This is a genomic window from Candidatus Competibacteraceae bacterium (genome assembly GCA_016699715.1).
Taxonomy (GTDB): Bacteria; Pseudomonadota; Gammaproteobacteria; order Competibacterales; family Competibacteraceae; genus Competibacter.
In genome coordinates, this window is record CP065007.1 from 3378144 (window position 1) to 3404263 (window position 26120).

Annotated in this window: 21 protein-coding genes and 1 tRNA gene; 12 read left to right on the forward strand and 10 right to left on the reverse strand. The window is 62.2% G+C overall.

Going from position 1 to position 26120, the window contains the following annotated elements; translation table 11 throughout:
- Positions 1 to 154 precede the first annotated feature (154 nt).
- On the reverse strand, positions 155 to 3325 hold the full coding sequence (locus IPM89_15265; protein QQS54149.1) for a hypothetical protein: 3171 nt from the start codon (positions 3323 to 3325) through the stop codon (positions 155 to 157).
- 183 nt (positions 3326 to 3508) lie between these two features.
- Between IPM89_15265 and IPM89_15270 the strand changes: the two genes are divergently transcribed.
- Together IPM89_15270 and IPM89_15275 are read left to right on the forward strand one after the other, a co-directional pair.
- The gene (locus IPM89_15270) at positions 3509 to 4639 is read left to right on the forward strand and encodes a helix-turn-helix transcriptional regulator (GenBank protein ID QQS54150.1); all 1131 of its coding nucleotides are present in this window, start codon (positions 3509 to 3511) and stop codon (positions 4637 to 4639) included.
- Positions 4640 to 4788: 149 nt separating this feature from the next.
- Positions 4789 to 5424 carry a hypothetical protein gene (locus IPM89_15275; GenBank protein ID QQS54151.1) on the forward strand — a complete coding sequence of 212 codons (636 nt, stop codon included), beginning with the start codon at positions 4789 to 4791 and terminating at the stop codon, positions 5422 to 5424.
- Here IPM89_15275 and IPM89_15280 read toward each other — a convergent pair.
- Positions 5348 to 5680: a hypothetical protein gene (locus IPM89_15280; protein ID QQS54152.1), complete on the reverse strand. Its 333-nt coding sequence runs from the start codon at positions 5678 to 5680 to the stop codon at positions 5348 to 5350. The genes IPM89_15275 and IPM89_15280 overlap by 77 nt on opposite strands.
- Positions 5681 to 5863: 183 nt before the next feature.
- Between IPM89_15280 and IPM89_15285 the strand changes: the two genes are divergently transcribed.
- Positions 5864 to 6835 (forward strand): type II secretion system F family protein, encoded by a 972-nt coding sequence (locus IPM89_15285; GenBank protein QQS54153.1) that lies wholly within the window; start codon positions 5864 to 5866, stop codon positions 6833 to 6835.
- 40 nt (positions 6836 to 6875) lie between these two features.
- Entirely contained in the window at positions 6876 to 7124 is a 249-nt protein-coding gene (locus tag IPM89_15290) for a hypothetical protein (GenBank protein ID QQS54154.1), read from the forward strand.
- A gap of 2 nt (positions 7125 to 7126) precedes the next feature.
- Here IPM89_15290 and IPM89_15295 read toward each other — a convergent pair whose 3' ends face one another.
- Both IPM89_15295 and IPM89_15300 read right to left on the reverse strand, forming a co-directional pair.
- Positions 7127 to 8947 (reverse strand): ABC transporter ATP-binding protein/permease, encoded by a 1821-nt coding sequence (locus IPM89_15295; protein QQS54155.1) that lies wholly within the window; start codon positions 8945 to 8947, stop codon positions 7127 to 7129.
- Between the two features lie 77 nt (positions 8948 to 9024).
- Entirely contained in the window at positions 9025 to 9768 is a 744-nt protein-coding gene (locus IPM89_15300) for a cytochrome c5 family protein (protein QQS54156.1), read from the reverse strand.
- Between the two features lie 341 nt (positions 9769 to 10109).
- Between IPM89_15300 and IPM89_15305 the strand changes: the two genes are divergently transcribed.
- The 7 genes from IPM89_15305 (at position 10110) to IPM89_15335 (ending at position 15883) form a co-directional block, all read left to right on the forward strand.
- Positions 10110 to 10186: transfer RNA gene (locus IPM89_15305), tRNA-Arg, on the forward strand.
- Positions 10187 to 10526: 340 nt separating this feature from the next.
- Positions 10527 to 11615, forward strand: a complete 1089-nt coding sequence (gene gcvT / locus IPM89_15310; protein QQS54157.1) for a glycine cleavage system aminomethyltransferase GcvT — start codon at positions 10527 to 10529, stop codon at positions 11613 to 11615.
- 38 nt (positions 11616 to 11653) lie between these two features.
- Entirely contained in the window at positions 11654 to 12088 is a 435-nt protein-coding gene (gene gcvH / locus IPM89_15315) for a glycine cleavage system protein GcvH (protein QQS54158.1), read from the forward strand.
- A gap of 17 nt (positions 12089 to 12105) precedes the next feature.
- Positions 12106 to 13461, forward strand: a complete 1356-nt coding sequence (gcvPA, locus tag IPM89_15320) for an aminomethyl-transferring glycine dehydrogenase subunit GcvPA (GenBank protein ID QQS54159.1) — start codon at positions 12106 to 12108, stop codon at positions 13459 to 13461.
- Positions 13462 to 13525: 64 nt separating this feature from the next.
- Entirely contained in the window at positions 13526 to 14026 is a 501-nt protein-coding gene (gene tpx, locus IPM89_15325; protein QQS54160.1) for a thiol peroxidase, read from the forward strand.
- 34 nt (positions 14027 to 14060) lie between these two features.
- Positions 14061 to 15515: an aminomethyl-transferring glycine dehydrogenase subunit GcvPB gene (gcvPB, locus tag IPM89_15330; protein QQS54161.1), complete on the forward strand. Its 1455-nt coding sequence runs from the start codon at positions 14061 to 14063 to the stop codon at positions 15513 to 15515.
- A gap of 5 nt (positions 15516 to 15520) precedes the next feature.
- Entirely contained in the window at positions 15521 to 15883 is a 363-nt protein-coding gene (locus tag IPM89_15335; GenBank protein QQS54162.1) for a diacylglycerol kinase, read from the forward strand.
- A 72-nt stretch (positions 15884 to 15955) separates the two neighbouring features.
- On the opposite strand, the gene IPM89_15340 is transcribed toward IPM89_15335, so the two are convergent.
- From IPM89_15340 to IPM89_15350, 3 genes are all read right to left on the reverse strand, one after another.
- The gene (locus tag IPM89_15340) at positions 15956 to 19054 is read right to left on the reverse strand and encodes an efflux RND transporter permease subunit (GenBank protein ID QQS55966.1); all 3099 of its coding nucleotides are present in this window, start codon (positions 19052 to 19054) and stop codon (positions 15956 to 15958) included.
- A 19-nt stretch (positions 19055 to 19073) separates the two neighbouring features.
- The gene (locus IPM89_15345; protein QQS54163.1) at positions 19074 to 20093 is read right to left on the reverse strand and encodes an efflux RND transporter periplasmic adaptor subunit; all 1020 of its coding nucleotides are present in this window, start codon (positions 20091 to 20093) and stop codon (positions 19074 to 19076) included.
- A 103-nt stretch (positions 20094 to 20196) separates the two neighbouring features.
- Positions 20197 to 21075 (reverse strand): hypothetical protein, encoded by an 879-nt coding sequence (locus IPM89_15350; GenBank protein ID QQS54164.1) that lies wholly within the window; start codon positions 21073 to 21075, stop codon positions 20197 to 20199.
- A 434-nt stretch (positions 21076 to 21509) separates the two neighbouring features.
- On the opposite strand from IPM89_15350, the gene IPM89_15355 reads away from it, so the two are divergent.
- On the forward strand, positions 21510 to 23126 hold the full coding sequence (locus IPM89_15355) for a putative DNA binding domain-containing protein (GenBank protein ID QQS54165.1): 1617 nt from the start codon (positions 21510 to 21512) through the stop codon (positions 23124 to 23126).
- 380 nt (positions 23127 to 23506) lie between these two features.
- On the opposite strand, the gene IPM89_15360 is transcribed toward IPM89_15355, so the two are convergent.
- The 3 genes from IPM89_15360 to IPM89_15370 form a co-directional block, all read right to left on the reverse strand.
- Positions 23507 to 24214, reverse strand: a complete 708-nt coding sequence (locus IPM89_15360; protein QQS54166.1) for a hypothetical protein — start codon at positions 24212 to 24214, stop codon at positions 23507 to 23509.
- A 23-nt stretch (positions 24215 to 24237) separates the two neighbouring features.
- Positions 24238 to 24561: a hypothetical protein gene (locus IPM89_15365; protein ID QQS54167.1), complete on the reverse strand. Its 324-nt coding sequence runs from the start codon at positions 24559 to 24561 to the stop codon at positions 24238 to 24240.
- A gap of 287 nt (positions 24562 to 24848) precedes the next feature.
- Positions 24849 to 26108, reverse strand: coding sequence for a sulfatase-like hydrolase/transferase (locus IPM89_15370; GenBank protein QQS55967.1), 1260 nt, complete (start codon positions 26106 to 26108; stop codon positions 24849 to 24851).
- Between the last annotated feature and the right edge of the window lie 12 nt (positions 26109 to 26120).

Genomic DNA, 26120 nt, shown 5'->3' on the forward strand with positions numbered 1-26120 from the left:
GCGGCCGGTTCACGCGGGTGGCGACGGGTTGGATTACAGTTTGTAAGTATAAGCACTGTTCCGCGCGGCTTCGTCGGTCGGGGTTGTGGTAAAGGGGGTATTGGTGAAGTGTTGAGGGAGACGCCCCCCAATGTGTCGCCAGGACTTCCCGACGCTATTGAGAACCCGTGATAAGCCGCACGGCTTCGGCGGGTTGGCCCAATCGCTCGTGACAGCGCCTCAAATTCCGAGCGCGGCGCTCTACCGTAGCGTCCACTTCCAGGCCCCGTTCATAACACGCCCGAGCTATTGACCAATCCTCCATCTTTTCCCAGTAGTCGCCGATTTCATCCAGGCACTTTAGATACCGGTTGCGCAAGTGATCCCGAGTCTGCATCGCCCAAGGCTCCGGGTCCTGGCCTAGAAACGGGCCATGATAGGCACGAAGGAGTACATCGGTCGCGGTCGCTAAATCCGCTGGCGCAATTCCTCCATTCGTTTCACAAGCCCGCGCCAGGGTTTGATTAATGTGGCGTTCCAGACACCACACGTCGACCCAGCAATAGCGCGAGTCCAGGGACAAGCGGCCGTCTCGCACGCTCAAGGCGTGTTCGTGACTTAGCAAGCGGCGTAGCCGGTGGAGCGTGGTGGCCAGGGTTTGCTGGGCCGCATCGCCTTCCGCATCCGGCCACAGCACATCGGCAATGCGCGCCTGGCTGACGTCTCGCCCACCCCAAGCGATAAGAATTTTTAGCAATTCCAGCGGCTTGTGCTGCACCTTTCGGCCGAAGGTCACCGGTTGATCGTCCACCAGCAACGCGAAGCGCCCCAGGGTGTAAATCTTCACCGACCAAGGCCAGCGTTCCGACATCGCGGCGGTCAGATCGGGCAGCAATCCCCGCTTGCGGATCAGAGTTTGGACGTATTCGACTTCGATGTCGGCGTCCAGCGCCACCGCGCAGAGCCGGGCCACATCGTCCGGCTTGAAGAAAGAGAAAAAAATGTAGCCCTGCACGCGCGCCAGCGCGAGCGCCAAGCGCAGCAGTCGCAGGCTACGGGCCTTCTGACCCCAGGCCAGGGCAAACTGCGCGGCGGCCAAGGCGCGTAAGAAGGTTGCGACTTGGCTGTGCGTCGCCCTGATCCAGGGGCGCATGCCGGCCAAGTGCCGCAAGGCGTCCGAGCGATGGCCCAAGCTGGCTTGTACCTGCGCCAAGCCCAAATGGATGATTGCGGTGGTATGGTAAAATATGCGACGAGCCACTCGCAGGGTTTGCTCCAATAGCTCCAAGGCTTCGGGCAGGCGTCCGGATTGCCAGGCTTCCCAAGCAGTCAGAGTATCGTAGAGGACACGTTCCAGAGGCCGGAAGGACTTCTGTAATCGCGTGTACCGCTCCAGCGCCGCCCGGCTAGCCTCCAGCCGTCCGGCACTCAGGTTGGCATGCACAAAAGCCGATAAAAGGATGCCTTTAAAAAGGTTGGCTCCGTGTTCGACGGCGGTGGACCACCCCACCTCGGCAATGGCGAGACACTGCGTCAAATCGCCTTCGTACCAGTATTGATAGCAGAATTCTCCCCAATACCAGGCGCAACGCAGTACCGGTTCGACGTGGGTGGCATCCGTGTTGGCGGCGCGTAGAATGCTCAGCGCCCAGGCGGCCTTACCGTGCTGGCCGACGTTCCAGATGTAGTGGAGCAACAGCGTATTTAGCGAGACCAGATACAAATCCGGCGGGCAGTCGGTTTGCAACAGCCGGGTGATGCGCCGTTCCCAGTCGGCGAATTCCGGGTGCTCCGGCCGGGCGTGGACCAGGAGATTAAATACCCCGCAGGTGACCCGTGCTTCGAGGGCGGTAGAGGGAAAGCTCGGATAGCGGGTCCGCAATCGTTCGAATTCCACCATCCAACCGCCGGCGGCCTGAAAATTATCCCAGGCCAAACCGTAGGTATCGGTGATGGCCGACCACGCCAGCCACAGACCAGCGACGTCGCCGGCGTGTTTGAAACGACGGTAGGCCCGAACCAAGGTGGTGCGGGCGGCGACCGCATCGCGGTGCAACTGGCATTGCCCCAGCCAAAACAGCAACCAGGGTGACCGATCGCGAATCGCCGGCGGGAAACGGTTCAGCCAAACTTCCAACAATTGGCCGCGACCTTGCCGCAGCAGCGGTTCGGCCTGTTGAATCACCAGTCGGCTGAGCCGTTCCCAGTCGCCCAGCGCCTGCCAAAGTTCGACCGCCGCGCTGATCTCGCCAGCCGTTTCGAGAAGCACCGCCGCCTGACGCTGATCTTGTTCGCGCTCCATGGCGCTGAATGCCTCGCGTCCGCGATTCAGCAGGAAATCACGAAAGAGATCGTGATACTGATAGGTCGTGATTCGGGTCGCCGCATCGGACCCAGCGATTTCACCCCGGAAGGTGAAAGAGTGACATCGCACGAGTGCCTCCAGCAGCGTCTCTGCTCCCTCGTCACCGGTCAGTTGCTCGGCCATGGCGGCGGTCATCTTTGGCAACAGGGCAGTCTTGAGGAGAAAGCTTTGCAGCGCTGGATCGAGTTGGTTCCACACCTCGACGGCGAAGTAGTCGAAGAGCAGTTCGGTCGTCGCCAGCGGCGGCGGGGTCCGGGTCGGGTGGGAACGCCGCAACAGCAGATTCAAGCCAGCCGCCCAGCCCTGCGCCCGTTCGTTCAACGATTGCACCTCGGCCGCGGTCAAGCGGTGTTCGGTCTGTAACCCGGCAATCCCTTCAGCTTCCGCCTGGGTGAGACGCAATTCCTCGGCGGCGATGATTGTCAATTGACCGTGCAAGCGGGCTCGCGTCAGTGCCGGCGGGGGTTCTCCTCGGCTGGTGATCAAGCAGCGCACCCCGGCAGGCAGATGATCCAACACTTCCGCCCAGACCGCATGCAGCGGTGACGCTGCCGGAAGACGGTGATAATTGTCGAACAGCAGGACGAAGGGAGCACGGAGCGACTGACCCAGCGCCTGCACGTAGCGGCGAGTAAAGGTGGGTAAGTTGTCTTGATACTCCGGGGTGAGCAGCGGTAAAGCTGCATTGGCGACTTGCGCGGTTACCGCGATCCCAAGGTAATAGAAGAAGGTTGCCGGGTCCGCATCGTCTTCATCGAACTGGTACCACAAGCAGGGGATTCCACGCGCCTCCACGTAACTCGCCGCCAGCGTGGTCTTGCCGTAACCTCCCGGCGCGCCGATCCAGGCACAGGGCCGATCGGCGAATGCGTCCAGCCGCTCGAACAACCGTCCACGAGGGAAAACCAGTGGCAGCCAGGGTTGGTCCAGTTTGGCCAACGCGGTGGAGGGTATGAATCGGTTTGCCTCTCGATACTCCACGACCTGACACCTTGACAGATGCAATGTAGGCAGCGATATCCCACCTAATCAATCAACTACTCAAAAAATTTGAGCACCTGATTAAAAAGCTAACTATAAAATTATGGGAATGCTGTCCCCTTAACAGGGGACATTTATAATAATGCAATATTAATGATTCTAATGTAACTAAATAGGTCGGCGATGAAACGCGCCAAAGCCCTTGCCTCTCTGCGTCAATTATGCTGCCTGGGTCTGAGCCGGGAGATTCTGATTCCGGAAGTGCTACGCGCCTTGCACGCCTTCATTCCTTCGGAAAGTAATGTGTATACAGGAGTCAACGAACACATACTGCCGACATTCGTGATTCCCGAGTATGTGATCCCGGAGGTCATGGAAGCCGTCAAAAGCGAGTGGAATCGGCTTTATGTCAAGCCCTATCACTCACGGTCGGTCGATTGGTACCGTCATCATCGCATGATGACGGATATGCGCATCTTGGACGAACGGTTTTACCGAAGCGATTTTTATCATGTAGTGTTCCGGCCCTATAAACACCATTACAGAGTGCAGGCGAAAGTTTGTGATTATGGTGCCATGATCGGTGGCATCTCACTGGCCCGCTCCCAGCACCAGCAACCGTTTGACGCTGAAGATATCCAGCAACTCAGGCGTCTGCTGCCTTATGTGGAACATGGCTTGCGGGCGCGCAACGAACCAGTTGTGGATTATGTGGATAGTGGCCAAACCGGGTTAGTGATCCTGACGCGCAACGGTTCGGTTGTTCATCTCAGTGATTCGGCCCGACACTTGCTATTCCTGGCCACCTATGGCGCGGTCCCGGTAGGACAAGAGCATGGTGGCCTTGCGGTCACGGTGCCGCCGGTATTACGGCAACTCTGCGCCAATCTCGATGGAATTTTTCAGGGCTTGGATGCGCCTCCGCCGAGCTTTTCCCACACCAACGGCAGCGGTCGGTTCGTCTTCCGTGCCTACTGGCTGCAACCACCCACGATTCACCTGGGGCTGGATGCGCGGGCTCATCCTCCCAGCGAGGACGGCTTGATGGGTGTGCTGATCGAGCATCAGGAACCGCTGCGGCTGCAACTCCATCGCAAGCTGCAAGGCTGGCGCCTGTCCCCCCGGGAACAGGAAGTCGGTCTGGCGCTGGCCGAAGGTCTCTCGCAGACCGCCATCGCGGCGCGGTTGAACGTGAGCGTTCAAACCCTGGTGACTTATGTGCGCCGCCTGTACGCCAAGCTCGAAGTCCACAATCGCGCGGAGTTGCTCGACAAACTGCGAACCCGCCCGCCGACCAGTATCAAGATGGCGTGATTTCTTCCGGATTCCGCCGTGTTCCGGTGGAAAATCCTCGAATGGGTAAGCCATCTGTAAATTCCTTGCTTCCAAAGTAGCATCTTGGCGGTCTCGCCAGCACATCGGTGGCGTGACCGGGGTGGGTTAACCAACGAGGGAGAGGCAAGATGGCTTTAAACCAAGTAGTTAAGGGAGTAAATTTCTCAAACCGACACGGTCGACCAGAACCTCAGGGAAATTTCTGTATTCGGCCGGTCATTTTGGATGTCTGCGCCCGCTATCAAGCGCACCGTATTCTTTGCCTGAGGTGCGGCAACCAGAAACCGGACCATGACAGGCAGGAGGCAGGCTGTGCCGTCGGCATGAAATGCAGTGGGAACGGCACGGCCAACTCGTTTAAATGGAGCTCGGCGAACGAATTCCCAGGAGGACGGCTTGGCAGTCCCTGCCTGGCCGAGGAGAGCGGCGTCGATCTGGTCGTGGACGTCGAAGTCAACGACCTGCACCTGAAGGCATCCGAGCTGATCGATTCGGTCGACCAATCGCTCCACCCCAAAGGTATCTTGATGATCGCGTTACCGGTCTGGGACGCCTGGGAAATGTTATGGATCACCGCGCGCGCCTGGTGGGACTATTGGAATGGGAGCGATGCCCGGTTCTGGTCGCGACAAGCACTGAGCGCGCTGCTGGAATCCCGCGGCTTTACCATTCTGGAGTCCATCAAGGTCAGGGTTTCCAGTCAGCGGCAAGCGATCGTTCTGGTCGCCAGAAAGACCGGCCCATCGGATCCCACAAGTGCGTAGGCTTTTTCCGAAACAGCGCCGCCGTCAGCCCGTCCTCCACGAACGCCTGGTGGCGTACCCGGTACACCGTCGAAGCCCCAGGCTCCACCGCCTCGGCGATCCGGTCGTCATCCCAGCCCGGCCCGTTTGCCCCGGCATCGGCCTTGCGCAAAATCCGGGCGTGGGTCAGCACGGACGCCGCCCGCTGCCCGGTACGAATCAGGTCTTCCAGCTCGGTGCGCTCTTCATCGGTCAGACGGACTCTGTGTTTGGGCAACGGTATGATCAGGCTCCAGGTCGAGGATACCCCTCCAGGAAAATCCAGGCGCTCTTTAAAGTCCACTCAGGTCGGGTGGAACAGTAGGTAGTTACCAAATTCAAAGAATCTGGTGCGCACGCACCTCTCCGACTGGTTGCGGGACAACTTCGATAAAAAAATAAGCTGCGAGAAACAACCGCTATGCTGCTAACCCCCCACCAACGCTCCCAACTGTTCTCGCAACTGGCGACGATGGAACACGCCGGCATTCTCCCGGCGCAAGCATTCACCATGATCGGGCGTGATTTGCCGGCCGATGCGCGGCAAGCCTTGGCGCAAACCGCAGCCGCGCTCGCGAAGGGCGTGGATCTGGCGAAAGCGGGGCAAAGCAGCGGTGTGTTGCTGCCGTGGGAAGCGCGACTGGTGCATCCAGCGGCAATAGGTGGGCGGCTGGAATCCCTATTCAACCGTCTGAGCGAACACTACGCCAGCCGCGCCCAGTTGTTTGGCCGCTTGAAGTCGCGGTTGGTGTTTCCGTTCCTGATTTTGACGCTGGCAAGCTTCGTCGCGCCCTTTCCGGCGCTGTTCCAAGGCGCCATCGGGGCGGGCGGCTATCTGCTGCGAGCCATTGCACCACCGCTGTTGCTGTACGGCGGTCTGCGCCTGCTGGCGTTCGCCTACCGCCAACAACTGGCCCGCGAAACCGGCGCGGCATGGGCTAAGCTACTGCTGGCCATACCGGTACTCGGCGGGTTGCTGGCCCGGCAGCAGCAACGCGATGGACTGTTCAGCCTGCTGCTGTTGCTGGAATCCGGCGTGCCGGTTCTGGAGGCGCTGCCATTGGCCGGCAAGAGCGTCGCCGATCCCTTGTTGCGCGCCCGATTCGCGGGCGCGGCGGCGGCGCTGGCCGACGACCGATCAGGAATCGCCGAAACCTTGCACCGCTATGGGGTGGTGGACGATGCCGGCGCGACGGCGTTGTTCGCCAGCGGCGAAGCGGCGGGCCGGCTGGACGAGGTCATCCGTCACCAACTGCGTCAGTGGGATGCCCGGCTGGAACTGCAATGGGATACGCTGGCGGAATGGGCGCCCCGGCTGTTTTACGTGGCGGTGGCGGGGTTCATGATCATGGGAATCGTGAGCGGCTTTTTGGGAATAGCGAGACCGTCGTAGAACGGTTTCACGATGGGGATGGTTTTCTCGGGAGAAGGCGATGGCGACATTCCACGATTTGCGGCTCCGGCGGCGGGAGTTGCTGGACGAGTTGGATGAATTGGAAGAAGCGGTCGCGGAACTGACGGTGATTCTGCATGAATCGGTGGAAATCGATGACGAGCAACACAGCGAACATCGCGAACGCCTGATGTGGTTGCAACGCCAACAGGCTGGCGCCCTGGTGGTGCTGAGCGAAACGGAGCGCGTGCTGTTGACCTTTGGCACGGACGGCTGGGACGACGAGTAAATTCAAACCAAGCCCAGCAACCGTTCCTCTTCTTGCGTTTCCTGTTCCCGCTGCTGCAAGGTCCACATTTGGGTGTACAGCCCGTTCTGTTGCAGCAGATCCCGATGCGTGCCCTGCTCCCGTACCCGGCCGTGCTCCAACACCAGAATCTGGTCGGCATCGACGATGGTGGACAAGCGGTGAGCGATAACCAGGGTGGTGTGATCGGCGGCCACCGCGCGCAAGGCTTGCAGGATCGCGCGCTCGGATTTGCTGTCCAGCGCCGAGGTTGCTTCGTCGAAAATCAGAATGCGCGGTCGTTTGAGAATGGTCCGGGCGATTGCCACCCGTTGCTTCTCGCCGCCCGACAGCTTCAGGCCGCGCTCGCCGACCACGGTCTCGTAACCGGCCGGCAGCGCGGCGATGAAATCGTGCAACTGTGCCATCTGAGCGGCGGCGGCGATCTCCTCGCGGCTGGCGTCGGGCCGGGCGTAGGCCAGGTTGTAATACAGCGTATCGTTGAACAGCACCGTGTCCTGCGGCACGATGCCGATAGCGGCGCGGAGGCTGTGCTGGGTCACGTCGCGGATATCCTGGCCATCGATCAGAATGCGTCCGCCGGTCACGTCGTAAAAGCGGAACAGCAGCCGCGCCAAGGTGGATTTACCGGCCCCGCTCGCGCCGACCACCGCCAGCTTGTGCCCCGGAGGCACGGTAAAGCTCACGTCGAACAGGATCTGTCGGTCGGGCTGATAGCTGAAATCCACCTGCTCGAACCGCAGTTCACCCCGCGCCACCGCCAGTTTGGCCGCGGCGGGCGCATCGCGGATTTCCGGAATGTGCTTGAACAGGCGTACCAGATCATCCATGTCGGCCAGGGCATATTTAATTTGCCGATAGACGATGCCGAGAAAATTCAGGGGGATAAATAATTGCAGTAGCAGGGCGTTGACCAGCACCAGATCGCCCAGCGTCATCTGCCCGGCGGCGACCTGGCTGGCGGCGACGAACAGGATCAAGGTGACTCCGACGGCGATGATCGCACCCTGCCCGAAATTGAGCGCCGACATCGAAGTCTGGCTGAGCACGGCGCTGTTTTCCCAACCCGCCAAGGTCGAGTCGCAACGCCGCAATTCCCAACTTTCGTTGCCGAAATACTTGACCGTTTCGTAGTTGATCAGGCTATCGAGCGCCTCGTTGCCGGCTTGCGATTCCAGGCGATTCATGAGGTGGCGATGCTCCATTCGCCAGTTGGAGATCGCCAGGGTGAAGACGACGTAGACGGCGACGCTACCAAAAACGATCAGGGTGAAAATCGGTGGATAGCCACTCAGCAGCAGCGCCGCCGCCAGCAGGAATTCCACCACCACCGGCAGGATGCTGAAGGCCAGATAATTCAGTAAGGTGCTCAGGCTGCGCGCGCCCCGTTCCAGATCGCGGCTGATCGCACCGGTCTTGCGCTCCAGATGGAACCGCAACGACAGATTGTGCAGGTGTTCCAGAGTACGCAGGGTCAGCCGGCGCATGGCCCGGTAACGCACCCGGGCGAACAGCACGTCGCGTAGTTCGCTAAACAGGGCGTTGCCCAGTTTCAGCGCGCCGTAAGCCAGCAGAAGAGTCACCGGCAACACCATCATGACTTGGCGGCTGCCGTCGATACTGTCCACGATCTGTTTGAGCACCAGCGGCACGCCGATGTTGGCCACCTTGGCCAAGATCAGACAACCGAGCGCCATCAACACCCGATCACGATACTCCCAGAGATACGGCAGCAGGGCACGGAGATTGTCCCAGTCGTGGCGCTCGCGGTGAGGAGCTTCGGTATAGCGGATGTTGGGAGGCATGGCGGGTTCGCCTAAAAAATTAAGGGCCATCCCAGCAGGATGGCCCTCGCATCGGAACGATGCCGAAGCGTGATGGATTACTTGGCTTCGGGCGCCGCCGGGCCCGTTTTAGTAGTAGATGCTGAAGCGGGGGTTGTCGAAGGAGCTTCAACAGTCGCGGCTTCGGTGGCGGGAGCGGCTTCGGCGGTGGGCGCGGCGGGTGCGGCTTCGGCGGCGGGCGCGGCTTCGGTGGCGGGCGCGGCTTCGGCGGCGGGCGCGGCTTCGGCGGCGGGCGCGGCGGGCGCGGCTTCGGCGGCGGGCGCGGCTTCGGTGGTGGGCGCGGCTTCGGCGGCGGGCGCGGCGGGAGCAGCTTCTACCTTGATTCCCGTCTCTTCCAGCATGTAAACGATGGCGTCTTTAATATTGGCCTCGGTCAGCGACGGATCGCCACCCTTGGCGGGCATGGCGCGGATGCCGCTCTCGGCGTGAGTCACCAGAGTATCCATCCCCTGAGCAAAGCGGGGTTCCCACTGCGCTTTGTCGCCGGTCTTGGGCGCGCCCAGCGTACCGGTGGCATGGCAAGCCGCGCAGACCTTGTCGTAGACCTGCTTGGCGGACAATTGCACCGCAACCACCGGCTTGGGTTGTTCGAAGGAAACCCGCGCGACCGGCTTGATGCGTTCGAGTACGGCGGATCGCTTTCGCGAGCCATCATCGGGGGCGACGTTGTCGACCACGCCGACAAGGGCGGCGGCCATGAACAACACGGCTGCCAGCAGCACTAATGCCGCAACTAGGGTGACGGTCGTGGTGATAACGGATTTATCAACTTGCGGGTTCACACTCTCACCTCATTGAACGCATGGTCAACCTGCACATCCCCGGCTGCGTTGCGGCAGACTCGATTCGACCGGTCACCCGTTTGCCAGGTGTGAGTCTTCGCGGGAGCACCGTTGGTGGGAAGGTTTTGGTTTGGGCTTGTTTGTTATCTTGTGATTCGGGCACGGCCAAGCATGTCGATTATAATGTTATTTGGAATTGCCTGGAAACCGGTACGTTATCGTTGGCTGATGGAGAGAGCGGGGCAGCCAGTCCCTTGGAACGTCGGTCGAGTACCCAAACCGTCGCCAGCACTAGACGAGAGTGCGCAATCGGGGTATCTTGGCGGTTCTCAATCCCCCACGCGCCCGTAGCTCAGTTGGATAGAGTGTCGGCCTCCGAAGCCGAAGGTCGTGAGTTCAAGTCTCGCCGGGCGCGCCAATTACTATCTCTCGTACCCCCAATACCTTTCTCTTGCGCCAGAGTGTATCGAAGCGCTGCGTTGCTCCAACCATCCCGCCAGATCTTGCTCCCCGTTTTTCCTGTCTCCGCCGGTCCGATTTTTCGATCAACCTCGTTGCTAAAACAATTAGTTAACATATCGACCGGAACATAACGGCCATTGATGCGTTAATCGGATGGTCGCCTGCTTCAGGTCGTGCTGGCACCGGCTTGGCGCGATTCCAACTCCATGCAATCGAACGATTCATCGTTTCCGCTATACCCCGCCCGAACGATTTCAGGCTACCATGACGCATCCAATCCCACCGGGATTCTCCGCATGGCCAAACGTACTCCCCTGTATGCCCACCACGCCGCCCTGGGGGCGAAGCTAGTGGACTTTGGCGGCTGGGACCTGCCACTGCATTACGGCTCGCAGCTCGACGAACATCATCGGGTGCGCCGCGTCGCCGGCGTGTTCGACGTGTCGCACATGACGGTGGTCGATTTCGCCGACCCCACTCCGACCCGCGCCCTGCTTCGTCACCTGCTGGCCAACGACGTCGCCCGCCTGTATCCCGGCAAGGCGCTGTACACCTGCATGCTGAACGAAGCCGGTGGGGTGATCGACGACTTGATCGTCTACGACCGGGGCGAGGCCGGCTACCGGCTGGTCCTGAACGCCGCCACCCGCGACAAGGATTTGGCCTGGATCGCGCCGCTCGCCGAACGCTTCGGCGCTGCCTGGCGCGAGCGCGACGATCTGGCGATGCTGGCGGTGCAGGGCCCCGAAGCGCTAGCCCGGCTGGAAAGCGTCCTGGGCGTGGATGCCGTGGCCGCCGCGCGCGCGCTCAAGCCGTTTCATGCTCTGGAAACCGACGCCTTGTTTATCGCCCGTACCGGTTACACCGGCGAGGATGGCGTGGAAATCCTGCCGCTCGCCACCACCGTGCCGGAACTCTGGGACCGGATCGTCGCCGCCGGCATCGCGCCCTGCGGGCTGGGTGCCCGCGACACCCTGCGCCTGGAAGCCGGCATGAATCTATACGGCAGCGACATGGATGAAAGCACCACCCCGCTGGTATCCGGACTGGGCTGGACCGTGGCCTGGGAACCGGCCGAGCGCGACTTCATCGGCCGTGCCGCGCTGGAACGGCAACGGGCGGCTGGCGCGCCGCAAAGCTTCGTCGGTCTGGTGCTGGAGGAGCGCGGCGTGCTGCGCGGCCACCAGCATGTCTTCGACGGCGAACGCGAGATCGGTCAGATCACCAGCGGCACCTTTTCCCCCACCCTGAGCCGCGCCATTGCCCTGGCACGGGTCGAAGCCGGCGCCGGCGCGTGCTGCCAGGTGGCAATCCGCGGCAAACGCCTGTCGGCGCGAGTGGTCCAGCCGCCGTTCGTCCGCCATGGCCGCGCCCTGATCGGATAACCCCACCTTCGAACCATTGTTGTTGAGGAATCGAACCCATGAGCAGCAATATCCCCACCGACCTGCGTTACACCGAATCCCACGAATGGGTGCGCGCCAACGACGACGGCACCGTTACCGTGGGCATCACCGACCATGCCCAGCACCTGCTGGGCGATCTGGTGTTCGTGGAAATCCCGGAAGTGGGTCGCGCCGTGGCGGCCGCCGAAAGCTGCGCGGTGGTCGAATCGGTCAAGGCCGCCTCCGATGTTTATAGCCCGCTGGAAGGCGTGATTGTCGAAGTCAACGAAGCGCTGGCCGACACCCCCGAACTGATCAATGAAGATCCCTACGGCGATGGCTGGATTTTCCGGCTCAAAACCGCCGCCGTGCTGGATGGGCTGTTGGACGCGGTCGCCTATGAAGCCATCGCCATCGCCGATGACGAGGATGAAGACGCCAGTTCGCTGGCCAATCCCAGACTGGTCGAGTAAGGCAGGGTAAGATCGTCATGCCGTTTATCCCCCATACCGCGGACGATGTCCGGGCGATGCTGGCCGCCATCGGCGCGCCCGATCTGGATACGCTGTTCGAGGAAATACCGCCCGCGCTGCGAGTCGGCGAGCTACCGGCCCTGCCGAAGGCGCTGAACGAGTTGCAGGTCACGAAACTGATGGAAGCACGGGCGGCGGATTATCCCCATCCGCTGTGCTTCCTGGGCGCCGGCGCCTACGAGCATCACATCCCGGCGGCGGTGTGGGAAATCGTTGGTCGCGGCGAGTTCTATAGCGCCTACACGCCCTACCAGCCGGAAGCCAGCCAGGGCACCTTGCAGGTGCTGTACGAGTATCAGAGCATGATGGCGGGATTGACCGGCCTGGCCGTGTCCAACGCCTCGCTGTACGACGGTGGTTCAGCGCTGGCCGAGGCGCTGCTGATGGCGGTGCGCGCCAACCGCAAATCCAAGTCCAAACGGGTTCTGGTCCCCCGGACCCTGCATCCGTTGTACCGACGGACCGCCCATGCCATCGTGCACAATCAGGGCATCGAACTGGTGGAACTGCCCTACGATCCGAGCGGCGGCCATACTCCAGTCGAGGCGCTCGCGCCCTACGCTGGGCAGGATTTCGCGGCGCTGGTCATCCCGCAACCCAACTTTTTCGGGGTGCTGGAGGATGTGGACGCCTTGACCGACTGGGCGCACCAGCACAACGCGCTGGCGGTGGCGGTGGTCAATCCCACCGCGCTGGCGATTCTCAAACCGCCCGGCGAGTGGGGCGAGGCTGGCGCCGACATCGCCTGCGGCGACGGTCAGCCGCTGGGCTCGCCACTATCGTCCGGTGGTCCCTACTTCGGTTTTCTGTGCTGCCGGCGGGAATGGGTGCGGCAGATGCCGGGCCGGCTGGTGGGTCGCACCGTGGATCTGGATGGTCGGTCTGGCTTTACCCTGACCTTGCAAGCCCGCGAGCAGCATATCCGCCGTTCCAAGGCCACCTCCAACATCTGCACCAATCAGGGGCTGATGGTCACCGCCGCCACGCTGTATCTATCGCTGCTGGGTCCGCGCGGCCTGGAGCAGGTGGCCGCCGCCTGTCATGCCAATACCCGCGCGCTGATGGAGCGGCTGACGCAAGTTTCGGGGGTCGGCCGGGTTTTCGAGCGGCCGGTGTTCCACGAAGCGGTGTTGCGCCTGCCGCGCCCGGCGGGTGAGGTGCTGGACGGGTTGCTGGCGCACGGCATTCTCGGTGGTTTCGATCTGAGCGGCGACTACCCCGAATTGGGGAACGCCCTGCTGGTGTGCACCACCGAAACCCGGGACGAAGCCGACTTGCAAGGTTACGCGGCGGCACTGGCGGAAATCGTGTAAAGATTAGCCATTGCCAGGCAAACGACAATCCATCCCAAAAGACAGCAACTGGAGGAAATTTCCCATGGCAATCATCACCTTCAAAGGCAACCCGATCCACACCAACGGCGATCTGCCCGCCGCCGGCGCGACCGCGCCCGACCTCAAACTGGTGACCGCCGATCTGAACGATGTCACCCTGGCCGATTTCGCCGGCAAGAAAAAGCTGCTGAACATCGTACCCAGTCTGGACACCCCGGTGTGCGCGCTGTCCACCCAAAAATTCAACGAACACGCCAAGGCCCACCCCGATACCGTCGTTCTGATCATTTCCGCCGACCTGCCCTTCGCCCAGAGCCGGTTTTGCGGCAACGAGGGTCTGGATAACGTGGTGACCCTGTCGATGATGCGTTCGCGCAAATTCGCCAAGGATTACGGCGTGTTGCTGGAAGATGGGCCGCTGGCCGGTTTGACCGCCCGCGCCGTGGTGGTGCTGGACGGGAACAACACCGTGCGCCACACCGAACTGGTGCCGGAAATCGCCCAGGAACCGGATTACAACGCGGCGCTGGCGGCGCTGGGATAATCCTGACGATCCCTCAAGCCCCGGTGCTCTCTTCATGCTGATCTTCGACCAGTCCCGTCCCGGCCGGCAGGCGGTCATCCCCGCCGCCGCGCCCGATGATGCCCTGTCCGACCTGCCCCCTGCCCTGCGCCGCCGCCGCGCCGCGCCGTTGCCGGAAGTATCGGAACTCCAGGCGGTGCGCCACTACACCCGGCTATCGCAAAAGAATTTCTCCATCGATACCCACTTCTATCCGCTGGGCTCCTGCACCATGAAGTACAACCCACGGATCTGCCATCGGCTGGCCTCGCTATCCGGTTTGCTGGCTCGCCACCCACTGGCCCCGGAGCGCATCAGCCAGGGCTTTCTGGCCTGCCTGCACGAGTTGCAGGAGATGTTGCGGGAAGTAACCGGAATGCAGGCGGTGTCGCTGACGCCGATGGCCGGGGCGCAGGGCGAATTCGCCGGGGTGGCGATGATCCGCGCCTACCATCTGGCGCGCGGCGACCGCGACCGCCGCGAAATCCTGGTGCCCGACGCTGCTCACGGTACCAATCCCGCCACCGCCATCATGTGCGGGTTTAGCGTGCGGGAGATTCCCACCGACGGCAACGGCGATGTCGATCTCGCTGCCCTGCGCCAGGCGGTCGGGCCGCGGACCGCCGGTTTGATGTTGACCAATCCCTCGACCCTGGGCGTGTTCGAACGTCAAATCACCGAGATCGCCGCTATCGTGCACGAGGCCGGCGGCCTGCTCTATTACGATGGCGCCAACCTCAACGCCATTCTCGGCAAGGCCCGCCCCGGCGACATGGGTTTCGACGTGATCCACATGAACCTGCACAAGACCTTCGCCACCCCGCACGGCGGCGGCGGTCCCGGCGCGGGGCCGGTGGCGGTCAACGCCCGGCTGGAGCCGTTTCTGCCGATTCCCATCGTCGGCAAGGAAGGCGAACGCTATCGCTGGCTGAGCGAAGCGGACCGGCCCCAGAGCATCGGTCGCTTGTCGGCGTTCATGGGCAACGCCGGCGTCATCCTGCGCGCCTACGTCTATGCCCGGATGCTGGGCCGCGCCGGCATGGGCCGGGTCGCCGAATATTCCACCCTGAACGCCAACTACCTGCTGGCGGAGCTGGCGAAAGCCGGTTTCGATCCGGCTTTCCCACAGCGGCGGGCCAGCCACGAATTCATCATCACCCTCAAGCGGCAGGCCAGGACGCTCGGCATAACGGCGATGGATTTCGCCAAGCGCCTGCTCGATCTCGGCTATCACGCGCCGACCACCTATTTCCCGCTGCTGGTGCCGGAATGCCTGCTGATCGAGCCGACCGAAACCGAATGTAAGGAAGAATTGGACGGCTTCGTCGCCGCCATGCGCCAGATCCAGCAGGAAGCCGAGAACAGTCCCGAACAGGTCAAGGGTGCGCCCCATCATCGGCCGGTGCGGCGACTGGACGAGGTGCGCGCCGCCCGCGACATGGATCTGGCCTGGCGGCCGGTCGAGTCCTGATCGAGATGGCCTTTCAAAACCATAGGGGATGGCGCCGGCTGGTCAATGCCACCGGCTATTCCTGGGCCGGTCTGAAGGCGGCTTGGCGCAACGAGGAAGCATTCCGGCAGGAGGGTTTGCTGTGCGCGGTGCTCGCGCCGCTGGCGTTGTGGCTGGGCGACGGCGCGGTGGAGCGGGTGCTGCTGATCGGCAGCCTGCTGCTGATCGTGATCGTCGAACTGCTGAACACCGGCATCGAGGCGGCGATTGACCGCATCGGTTCGGAGCATCACGAACTGTCGGGCCGGGCCAAGGATATCGGCTCGGCGGCGGTGTTCGTGGCGCTGCTGAACGCTGGCGTGGTCTGGCTGCTGCTGCTGTTCACCTAAGCCAGCGTCCATGAACGAACTTCCCATGGCGTGAATGCCGAGTCTCGGGGCGAGCCCGGCGATCCTGGTTCGTTACGACCCGCGCCGCCACGGCCAGCGCCGCCGAGCCGCTGGCCGCCGGTGCATGAAGAACCGGTACAGCACCGGGATCACAAACAGCGTCAGCACGGTGGAAAAGGCCAGACCCCAGACGATACTGGCCGCCACCGGACCCCACAGCAGCGATTTCCCCGCCAGCCCGAACGCCAGTGAAAACAGCCCCGCAATCGTGGTGCCGGTGGTCATCAGGATGGCGATCACCCGCCGGCGCACGGCGTACAGCGTGGCGTGCAGAGTGGACATGCCGGCGGCGCGGCGAGTGTTGGCGGCATCGATCAGCACGATGGCGGCGTTTACCGCGATGCCGGTCAGGGCAATGATCCCGTACAGCGTATACAGCGACAGCGGATTGCCCGACACCAACAAGCCCAGCGTCACGCCGGTAAAGGCCAGCGGCACCGTCACCAGGATCAACAGTGGCTGAAAGTAGCTGCGAAACCGCGTCGCCAGGATCAGATAGATCAGCCCCACGCCAAGCAGAAACAACGGCCCCATCGCCTCCAGCGATTCGTTGATATCGTCCAGTTCGCCGGAGAAATCGAGATTGGTGGCGGGGTAACGTGCCCGAATCTTTTCCCACTCCGCGCGCAACCGATTATTCGCCGCCAGGGTATCGGTCGCCTCCTTGTCCAGATCGGCCTCCACGGTGATGGCGCGGCGCAGGTTCCAATGCCGGATCAGGCCAAGACTCTTGCGCTCCTCCGTCACCAGCAGCGCGCCCAGGGTCGTGGTTCCGCCGCCGGGCAGGGCAATGGGATCGTCCAACACCTTCCCCACGCGCGCCACCGTGCGCGGGGTCGCGCGGACCCGCAGTTCCACCTTCTCGCCCCGGTCGCGCAAGTCGGCCACCACCTCGCCGTCCACATGCAAGCGCACCAGCCGGGCCACCGTACCGGGGTCCAGTCCGGCGTTGCGAGCAGCGTTCACATCCACCCGCAGATTTAGCTCGTCGCGACCCGGCGTGTCGTTGTCCACTACATCACGGGCGCCGGGAATGTTCGCCACGATGGCCTTGACCGCGTCGGCGGCGGCGCGCAGCTCGGCGCGGTCGTCGGCGCGCACCTTGACGCTGATCGGCTTGGCGGTCGGCGGGCCGCCGGACAGCTTGAGAAAGGAAATCGCCGCCCGGCCCGGCGTTTGGGTCACCGACTCGCGCATGTCTTCGATGATGTCGTCCAGCCCGCGCACGCCCGGCGCGGCCGGGTTGAGCGAGACCGCGATCTGGCCGTATTGGTCGCCGTAGAGCGGTTCCATTTCGGTGAATTTGATGCCGGCCAGCGAGGTCACCGAACGCGCCTCGCCGGCACGCAGCCCGGCGCGTACCCGCTCTTCCACTTTCAGGGTCTGGCGCAGGGTTTCCTCGATGGGCGCGTCCGGCGGCATGTCCACGTTGACGTAATACAGCCGGATCGGGTCGAAGGCGAAGAACTGGAATTTCACCAGCCCACCGCCCACGGCGGCCGCCGCACCGAGAAACAGCACAAACGCCAATCCCAGATAAAGCAGCGAGTAACGCATCACATGAATCAGCAGCCGGGTGTACTTGACCCGGATGCGGTGCGTCCAGCGTTCGCGCAGCGCCTGAGTGCGCGAGCGACCGATGGCGCGATCCCCCAGCACCACGACATGCGCCGGCAGCATCCAGAACGCCTCGATCAGGCTGACCACGAGTCCCACCGTCACCACGAAGGGAATCACAAACATGAATTTGCCGACGATACCCGGCAACAACATCAGCGGCAGGAACGCCGCAATCGTGGTAGACACCGCCGCCAGCACCGGCCAGCCCACCTCGCGAATGGAATCCAGCGCGGCATCAAGGGCTTTCATTCCGCGTTCCATGCGGAAATACATGGCCTCCACCAGCACCACCGCATCGTCCACCAGCATGCCGAGCACGATGACGATACCCAGCAGCACCGAGACGTTGAGCGTCGAACCGACCGCGTTCAGCAGCACGAAGGTGCCGGCGACGGAAAACACCACGCCCAGGGCCACCATGGTGGCGATGCGCGAGCCGAGGAACAGCCAGCACACGCCCAGCACCATCAGCAAACCGATGGCGGCGTTCTGCTGCATGATGCCCAGCGCCGAGCGAGTTGCCACGGTCTGGTCGTCGGCCAGAACCAGTTTCAGGCCGCTACCGGCCAGCACCGCATTCTTGCGATCGATGTAATCGCGGATGCTACCCACCAGATCCAGGGTGTTGGTGTAGCCGATCTTACTTACCGACAGCATCACCCCCGGTCGGCCCGCCATGCTGGCAAGCTGCCGAGGATCGTCGCGCCCGCGTCGTATCCTGGCCACGGCGTCCAGCGGCACCCGGGCGTCGGCCACGCCCGGCGGTTGCAGATAAAAACCGGCTAGCAGTTCCGGGTCGGCGGTGGTGCCGTTCACCCGCACCAGCCACTCGCCACCATCGATCTTGATCTTGCCGGCGAACACGTCGCGAAACCACAGCCGCAGCGCCTCGGCCAGATCGGTGGCGGTCAAGCCGCGCGCGGCCAGCGCCGGCGGGCTGAATTCCACCAGCAGTTCCGGTTCCTGAAAACCCAGCGCCAGTACCTGATCGACGCCGGGGATCTGTTCCAGGTCTTCCTTGACCGTGCGCGCGGTGGAGCGCAGGGGCTCATCATCGGCCTGACCGCTCAGCACCACCATGGCGGTGGGAAAACCGTTGGAGCTGGTGATTTCGAGGATTTCCGGGTCCAGCGCCTCCACCGGCAATTCGGCATTGGCCTTGTTCTGGATTTCGCGGCGCAGATCGTTGACCCGTTTGTCGAACACCCGCGCCGGGATGTCGCGGAAGCGCACCAGGATGTTGGAGACGCCCTCGCGCGAGGAGCTGACCACGAACTTCACGTCCTGGACATTGCGGATCGAGTCTTCCAGCGGGTTGGTGACGCGTTTTTCCACATCCTCGGCGGAGGCGCCGGGCAGGACGGTGGAGATGTTCACCCAGTTGAAGTTGATTTCGGGGTCCTGCTCGCGTGGCATGTGCGTATAGGCCAGCAAGCCCATCAGGATCACTACCACGAAGGCGATGTTGGCCAGCGGGTGGTTGGTGATCAGCGCCTGAAAGAAGCGCACGTCAGCGCGTTCCGTTGGTCGCGGTCACCGGCTGGCCATCGGTCAATCCTTGCTGGCCGCGCACCACCACCGGCGTTTCGGGCGGCAGGGCCACGGCGAAGGGTCGGCCTTCCTGGGCGGCGGGTGTCGGCAGGAAACGGGCTCGGCCGTTTTCCACCATGAACGCGCCCAGGGTTTGGTCGCGCTTGACCAGCAGTTCGGGCGGCAGCAACACACGCGATGCAAGCCAGCGCAAGGTGCCGCTGCTGCCGGTTGGAGCCGTTCGGTCGGTGAATGCCAGCCGTGCAACGCGGGTGCGCGCCGTGGTATCGACCACTGGCGACAGTCGCAGCAGCCGCGCCGGGTAGGATGTGCCCTGATTCTCAAACACGATTTCGCGTGCTTTCGGTAGCTCGTCGGCCTGGGTTGCCTGGATCTGAGCCTCGATCTCGGGTGATGCCAGATCCACCAGCCGCAGCAAAATGATGCCTGGAGTCGCCATCGCGCCGACCTGAGCTTGACGCTCCAGCACCACGCCGGAAAACGGCGCCAGGATGCGGCATTTCTCGACATTGCGCGCCGCGACCGCTCGCTGCGTCTGGGCCACGTCCAGATCGGCCTCGACGGCTTGCACCCCGGTTTGCAGTTCCAGCACGGCATCGTCGGATACAAACTGTTTCTTGCGCAGCGATAGCGCCTGCCGGAGTCGCTGTTCGGCCAGCGCTACCCGCGCCCGCGCCGCCGAGATCTGCGCGTCGGCTTGGGCCAGCGCCAGCCGGTAATCGGCGGCATCGAGTTCCAGCAGCAGTTGCCCGGTCTTGACCGTGCCACCGACCTCGGCATGGACCCGCGCCACCTTGGCCGTAACCTCGGCGGCGATCCGGCTGTCGTTGGGGGCGATCACGCGGGCCGGCGCGGTGCCTCGATCGGGTAACGCGACGTCCCGCACGAGTCGGACGCCGACCTCGACCGGCGTGACGTCCTGGGCCAGCGCGATCGAGCAGAAGAGCAGGCCGACGATTGGCAGGGAAAGTCGTGACATGGAGAGGTATTCCAAGATGGCGACGAATGGCGAATTTTGCGAGGAACGGCAAGAACACTCAATCCAGATCGGATTATCTTCTGGAAAGCGGTTGCGGTGGCATTTACCGGCAATCGTTCATCGCCCGCCAAGCGATTTCGATATCCTCCGTCTGGGTGCGCCAGTTGCTGAACGCCGCCCGAATCCCGGCCGTTCCCCGAAACACGGTCGGCGTCAGGAACACGCGCCCGTCATCGCGCACTCGCGCCAGGAAATCCCGTACCCGCTCGGAATCCGCCTCGCCGGCCAGGGTAAAGCACACCACGTTCAAGCGCACCGGCGCCAGCAGGCGGAAGGTTTCGACATCGACCGCTTCCCGATCATCGGGCTGGGTGGCGACGGCGCGCAGGCTATTGCGCCCGAGCCCCAGCAAGGCCAGGACCTTGAAGATGCTGCTGTGGGCGGCGCCGCTCAATACGGTAATCGGCGGAATCGCGTGCAGGCCATCCTGGGCGATACTCTGATCGAACTGCCGCGCAACCCATTCGCGCCCCAGCGCCAGGCCGGTGAAATTGGCCATGGTCGCGCCCGTCACGAACGTCCCGGCAAAGGCTACCGGTAAGCTGAACAGTTCACGCAGCAGATGGAAGACTTCGAGTTCGATATTGGGCGCGATCGAGTTTGCCGCGCTGCTCAGGTTGAGATCGTAAGCGCTGCTCAGCCAGTCGCCCATCAGGGCGGCCGGGGTGGCGCCGCCGGTGACGAAACCCCAAAACCGGGGACCGTTGCTGGCCGGCATCGCCTGACCGTAGCGGTGCTCGAATAGCGCAAGCGTCGATTCCGCGCCCAGTCCATGGTCCGGCAAATTTAACGGATCGATTCGCGCAACATCCGTTGCCGGTGGGCGGCTATCGAGCGAATCGAGATAGCCCGTTGCCAGCTCCAAGGTTTTTTTCAGCAAACGATCAAGTTGAGAAGAATCTTGAGCGAGTGGCGCGCTCATTGGGCAACGGCTCCTTGATTACCCGCTTCCCGGAGTAGAATGTGAACTGTTTTTGGAACACCGTCCGCCGGGCTGTTGCTGGGCCGCCCGGTGGCGGGAATGCCGCCGAATCTTGATCCCGGTTTCGCCAATACCTTGTTTTGGAAGCTCGGTTTGACAAGCACTCTGTTTCGGATGAGGAAGGCTGGACCGGCAACACCGGCCACAACGCCAGACTTTGATATCCTCTTCCTCGCTGTGGCGTTTTGGGCAGTGCTGGGGAATACACATCGGGATAAGCTCGTTGGATCGAAGGGTCTGATCGCCATGCGCCAAGCAGCTCATCGAACGAAAGGCGACGCATCTCCCGTGATTTTACTCCATGTTGCGTTCGACCGATTCTGAAAGTTGTCCCTTCCGTCTTGTTTCCATCAAAAATGGACCAGCCAACCACCATGTGGACCTCCTCCATCCAACGCCGCAAATCTTCCCGTCTCGGTCCGCGCAAGCGTCTGCTCCGCGACTTGTTGCTCCTTTTGGTCCTGACCAGCGGCAGCCTGTTGGCCGCCGTGTTCGTTGCCGGTGAATCGCTACGCGACAAGTTGGCCCAGGAACAATTGCAGGCACTGGCCCAGAAAACCAGCAACGATCTGAGCGGCTTTCTGCAAATCCCGGAAAACAGCCTGCGCATGGCCCAGGGCTGGGGTACGGCGGGCGCTCTTGATCTGGACGACGCGCCGGCTCTGGTCAACCGCTTCATCCCGGTCCTGGAAAACCTGCCCCGGATATCCGCTCTGGTGCTGGCCGATTCGGACGGGCGGTCTTTCTATCTGGCCCGGAAGGACAAGGCGTGGCTCTCCCGCAGTGTGGACGCACAGGGAAACGCGGTCTGGCACCGCTGGAGCGGTCCCGGTGTGCAAATCGAGGAACGCCGGGGACAGGAAGACTACGATCCGCGCGCCCGACCCTGGTTCAAGGGCGCGCTGGCGATGACGGATGCCAATAGCGTCTTCTGGACCCGTCCCTATCTGTTTTTCACCGAGCATGCGCCCGGCATCACCGGGGCCGTGCGCTTCCAACAGCCGAAGGAACCCGGCCGCAATTACGTGCTGGGGTTGGACCTGCCGCTGGGTAACGTACTCGGCGCGTTGGCGGCATTGAAAGTGAGTTCAAGCGGCGCGGCGTTCATCACCGAAGCCAATGGCGCCGTGCTGTTGCCGCCGGCCATGGATGAGAGTACGAGTTCCACCTTCCCGGTCAGCCTATCGCCCGAGCAGTTGGATGCCGGACCAGTGTTCGCCGCGGCGAAGGCTTGGCTGGCGGCCGGCCGCCCGGCGCGGCAACCGCTGACCTATCCGAGCAGCAACGGCGACTGGTGGGCCTGGTTGCAACCGCTGGGCGATCCGGACAAGGGGCTGTGGCTAGGTATCGCGGTGCCCGAGCTGGATTTTCTCGGCGCCCTGCAAAGTGGCTGGACACTGGTGCTCACGGTGGGAGCGCTGGCGCTCGCCGCCGGTTTGCTCATGACCCTGCTGCTCACCCGCCACTACGGCCGCCAATTCAAGGCGCTGCCCTCCCTGACCGACCATCCGGATGAATTCGAGGAAAAGGTACTGGCCTTGATCCGTTACGGCGAGAGCCCGAATCTGGAGTTCAAATCCACACTGCGCACCAACCTCAAGACCGGCAAGGTGGGCAAGGAAATCGAACTGGCCTGGCTCAAGAGCGTGGTGGGCTTTCTCAACACCGATGGTGGCGTGCTGTTGATCGGCGTCAACGACGAGGGTGAGGTGGTCGGCATCGCGGCGGACCAGTTCGAGAATGACGACAAGTGCCTGCTGCACTTCAAGAACCTGATCAATCAGCACATCGGGGCCGAGTTCAGCAAGTATCTGCACGCCGAAATCCGCCCTGTCGCCGGCAAGACACTGGTGGCGGTGGTCTGCGAAAAGGCCAGGGAACCGGCGTTTCTGATCGTCGGCGGTGGCAACGAGGAGTTTCATATCCGCAGTGGGCCATCGAGCATCAAGCTCACGCCCCGGCAGATGTTGCAGTATCTGAGCGTGCACTGAGCCGGGGGTGATCCGAGAAAACAGGGCTCAGTCGGATTCCGGTCGCTTCAACCCGGCGGCTGGCATTCGTGTCGTCACCAGTACGGTGAATAGCGGAAAGGCGCGGGTTTGTATCCCAGTACCAAAACGCCTTGATGGCTTCTCGGACTTCGGTTGAGTAACCGGCTAAGTCAACCCCCGCCCGAAGGCGGGAGCCTGTTAATAACATCTCGGGTTGACGGTTTCTCGGTAGTGCCTCAGACGTGGATATAAAGTTAATTAATTATATTATTCAGCATGTCGCGTATCAGTATATCCAATCAGGAACACCATCCCTCAGGCATTTTCGCGTGTTGCCCCTGTTACTGGTTTCGATCAGGAAAATCCGACAGAGTTCTCGATCAACTACCGGCGTTCTTGATATACAAAAGCGCGTTGTAGTTGTATCCGCCAATCCCTCCATAATGGGTCTCGCCGGAATTTTGGTCCGTCGATAACTTCGCTTCAAGCGTCTTACCCGCCACTTGGAACTTGAAGCTTGTACTTAAGCTCTCCGTCGCTCTGTCGATGTTGTCGTTATAATAGGACTCATCACCCTTTCCCTGATCTAAAAGCATCTTGTTGTCGCCGATCAATGGTGCATCGATCAACACGACCATCACATTCTCGGTGGCCCCTTTTTGGCGTATCGCGATGCAGACATGAATACCCACGGCCGATATAGCCGCCGACTTGCTACCGTTCGCCAGCGAGAGGTTTACGGCCGCCACCTTGTCGTAATCAAGGCCGCCTCCGAGCGGAATCAGACCACTCTCAACATTGTTCATTTTCGGGAAGGGATACCAGTTGCCACCAGACTTGCCATCACTGTTGAGCCAGCTCGTATCATCCGCGGTGTAGGTCAAGGACCACTCCAGATCGACATCCGTCTCGTTCCACATGGAGAACGTGTAGGTCATTTTGTGGAAGACGGCTAAAAAGAAGTCCACGAGCACACTCAGAATGCTCACGACCGCGAAGACCTTGGTCGCGATATTGACAACTCTCAAGGCGTTGGCAAAGTTCACCACGTCTTGAGCAGCCTCATCTCCATCCTGCGCCGCGTTCAAGACCTGTCCATTACACACATCGTCTAACTGATTGAGTGGGCATGGAGATCAGAAGCCAAGTGCATCCCCCAAGCGAGGTCGCGGGCGCGCTGCAAGCCGATCCACAGGGCCTGGGGGCCGGGGGGACCGTCGCACTTGCGCCCCAAATAGCCGCCCAGGCGGGCGATCCAGCCGAGCATGGCGGGCAGCGGCGGCGGGATCGCCGGCGGGGGCCGGCGGTGGATGGCGACGTCAACGGCCTGCCATTCGGCCGGGTCCAGCACGGCGTCACAGAGCAGCTCGGGGGTGGTCCGCCCCAGCACGGTCAGGTACTGAATCCGCCAGGCGATGATCAAGTACAAGGCCAAGCCGGTACGCTTCGGTCAAATGCCGCTGGCAGAATAGATCCGTGAGCGACGATCTCGTCGTACTTGTCTGCAGTGCCGCCGGTATCCCGCTCTGATCCGTTCATCCCATCGCTTCTCGTCGATTCTTACACCCGTGCGCCGGTTTTGGCCGCCTTCAGTCCATGCTTCTTGAGCCAGTGGTGCAGATTCGATGCGGTCGTGTGATAGCGCTGGGCGATGAACTTTTGGGTCGAGCCCAGCACCGATGACCGGGTTACGCTTCGCACACCCGGCCTGCAAACTTCAGATCAGTTGTTGGGTGCCGGGAGACTCTCCAATTCCTTCAGGCGTTTCATGGCCTGCATCGCCTGGATGGAATTATAGTTGATGCCAGCGGCGTTCAGACTACTGCCCTGCTGGAAGGGGTATTCCGACAGGGTGCCGAGAAATGCCTTGAGTTGCTGCTGCACCGGGATGAAGAGCCAGATGTTGTCCGCATACCAGCGGATGTACATCCCCGATTGGCTCGATGCCCACTCGTAGGGATCGGCCCGGAGGTTGGTGATGACCGGCCAGCCGGTCACGTTGCGGACGGCGGTGGCGATGTTGCCGTCCTCGACGGCGAAGGAGACCTTCCAGTCGTTCCAGCGCACGGCGTTGAGGTCGCCACCCTGACCGAAGTAGAAGATTTCCTCGCGCGGGCCTTTCTTGACCTCGCCCTTGAAGAACGGTAGGAAGTTGTACCCGTCAAGATGGACTTTCCAGGTCTTGCCATCGGCCTCATAGCCCTGCTTCAGCTTCTCGACGATGTTCGGCTCGCCCGCCGCCGCCAGCAGCGTCGGCAGCCAGTCCTCTTGAGAGAAGATGTCGTTGACGATCGTGCCCGACTTGATCACGCCCGGCCAGCGGACAAGCATCGGCACGCGGAAGCCGCCCTCCCAAGTGGTGCCTTTCTCGCCGCGGAACGGCATCGTGCCGCCGTCCGGCCAGGTCACTTCCTCCGCCCCGTTGTCGGTGCCGTACACCACGATGGTGTCGTCGGCGATGCCGAGTTCGTCGAGCCGTTTGAGCAGCGCGCCCACCATGTCGTCGTGTTCCACCATGCCGTCGGGGTAAAGGCCGATGCCGGTCCGCCTCTGCGCCGAGGGCTTGAGATGGGTCCAGACGTGCATCCGTGTGGTGTTGAACCAGACGAAGAACGGCTTCTTCTCTTTCACCTGGGTGCTCATGAACGTGTTCGCGGCGGCGTAGATCTCGTTGTCCACGGTCTGCATCCGCTCACGGGTGAGCGGGCCGGTATCCTCGATCCTCTGTCCATCCTTGCCGTCCGACCAGGTATGGAGCACGCCACGCGGACCGTAGTTCTTCTTGAACTCAGGGTCCTTCGGATAATAGTAGGTCTCCGGCTCTTCCTGGGCGTTCAGGTGGTAGAGGTTGCCGAGGAATTCGTCGAAGCCATGCACGGTCGGCAGGTGCGAGTCGCGGTCGCCCAGTGAGTCTGTCGAACCCTGTTTTTCAGCGATGAATGGCCACTCGACAGGCTCAGGGCCAGCGGATGCAATGAAAATCTTGCCCGTTTA

Coding starts and splice junctions, on each gene's coding strand:
- tpx (QQS54160.1), top strand. CDS start 13,526: ATGGCAATCATCACCTTCAAAGGCAACCCGATCCACACCAACGGCGAT.
- IPM89_15350 (QQS54164.1), bottom strand. CDS start 21,075: ATGAGCGCGCCACTCGCTCAAGATTCTTCTCAACTTGATCGTTTGCTG.
- IPM89_15335 (QQS54162.1), top strand. CDS start 15,521: ATGGCCTTTCAAAACCATAGGGGATGGCGCCGGCTGGTCAATGCCACC.
- gcvH (QQS54158.1), top strand. CDS start 11,654: ATGAGCAGCAATATCCCCACCGACCTGCGTTACACCGAATCCCACGAA.
- gcvPA (QQS54159.1), top strand. CDS start 12,106: ATGCCGTTTATCCCCCATACCGCGGACGATGTCCGGGCGATGCTGGCC.
- IPM89_15355 (QQS54165.1), top strand. CDS start 21,510: ATGTGGACCTCCTCCATCCAACGCCGCAAATCTTCCCGTCTCGGTCCG.
- IPM89_15290 (QQS54154.1), top strand. CDS start 6,876: ATGGCGACATTCCACGATTTGCGGCTCCGGCGGCGGGAGTTGCTGGAC.
- IPM89_15295 (QQS54155.1), bottom strand. CDS start 8,947: ATGCCTCCCAACATCCGCTATACCGAAGCTCCTCACCGCGAGCGCCAC.
- IPM89_15285 (QQS54153.1), top strand. CDS start 5,864: ATGCTGCTAACCCCCCACCAACGCTCCCAACTGTTCTCGCAACTGGCG.
- gcvT (QQS54157.1), top strand. CDS start 10,527: ATGGCCAAACGTACTCCCCTGTATGCCCACCACGCCGCCCTGGGGGCG.
- IPM89_15275 (QQS54151.1), top strand. CDS start 4,789: ATGGCTTTAAACCAAGTAGTTAAGGGAGTAAATTTCTCAAACCGACAC.
- gcvPB (QQS54161.1), top strand. CDS start 14,061: ATGCTGATCTTCGACCAGTCCCGTCCCGGCCGGCAGGCGGTCATCCCC.
- IPM89_15270 (QQS54150.1), top strand. CDS start 3,509: ATGAAACGCGCCAAAGCCCTTGCCTCTCTGCGTCAATTATGCTGCCTG.
- IPM89_15345 (QQS54163.1), bottom strand. CDS start 20,093: ATGTCACGACTTTCCCTGCCAATCGTCGGCCTGCTCTTCTGCTCGATC.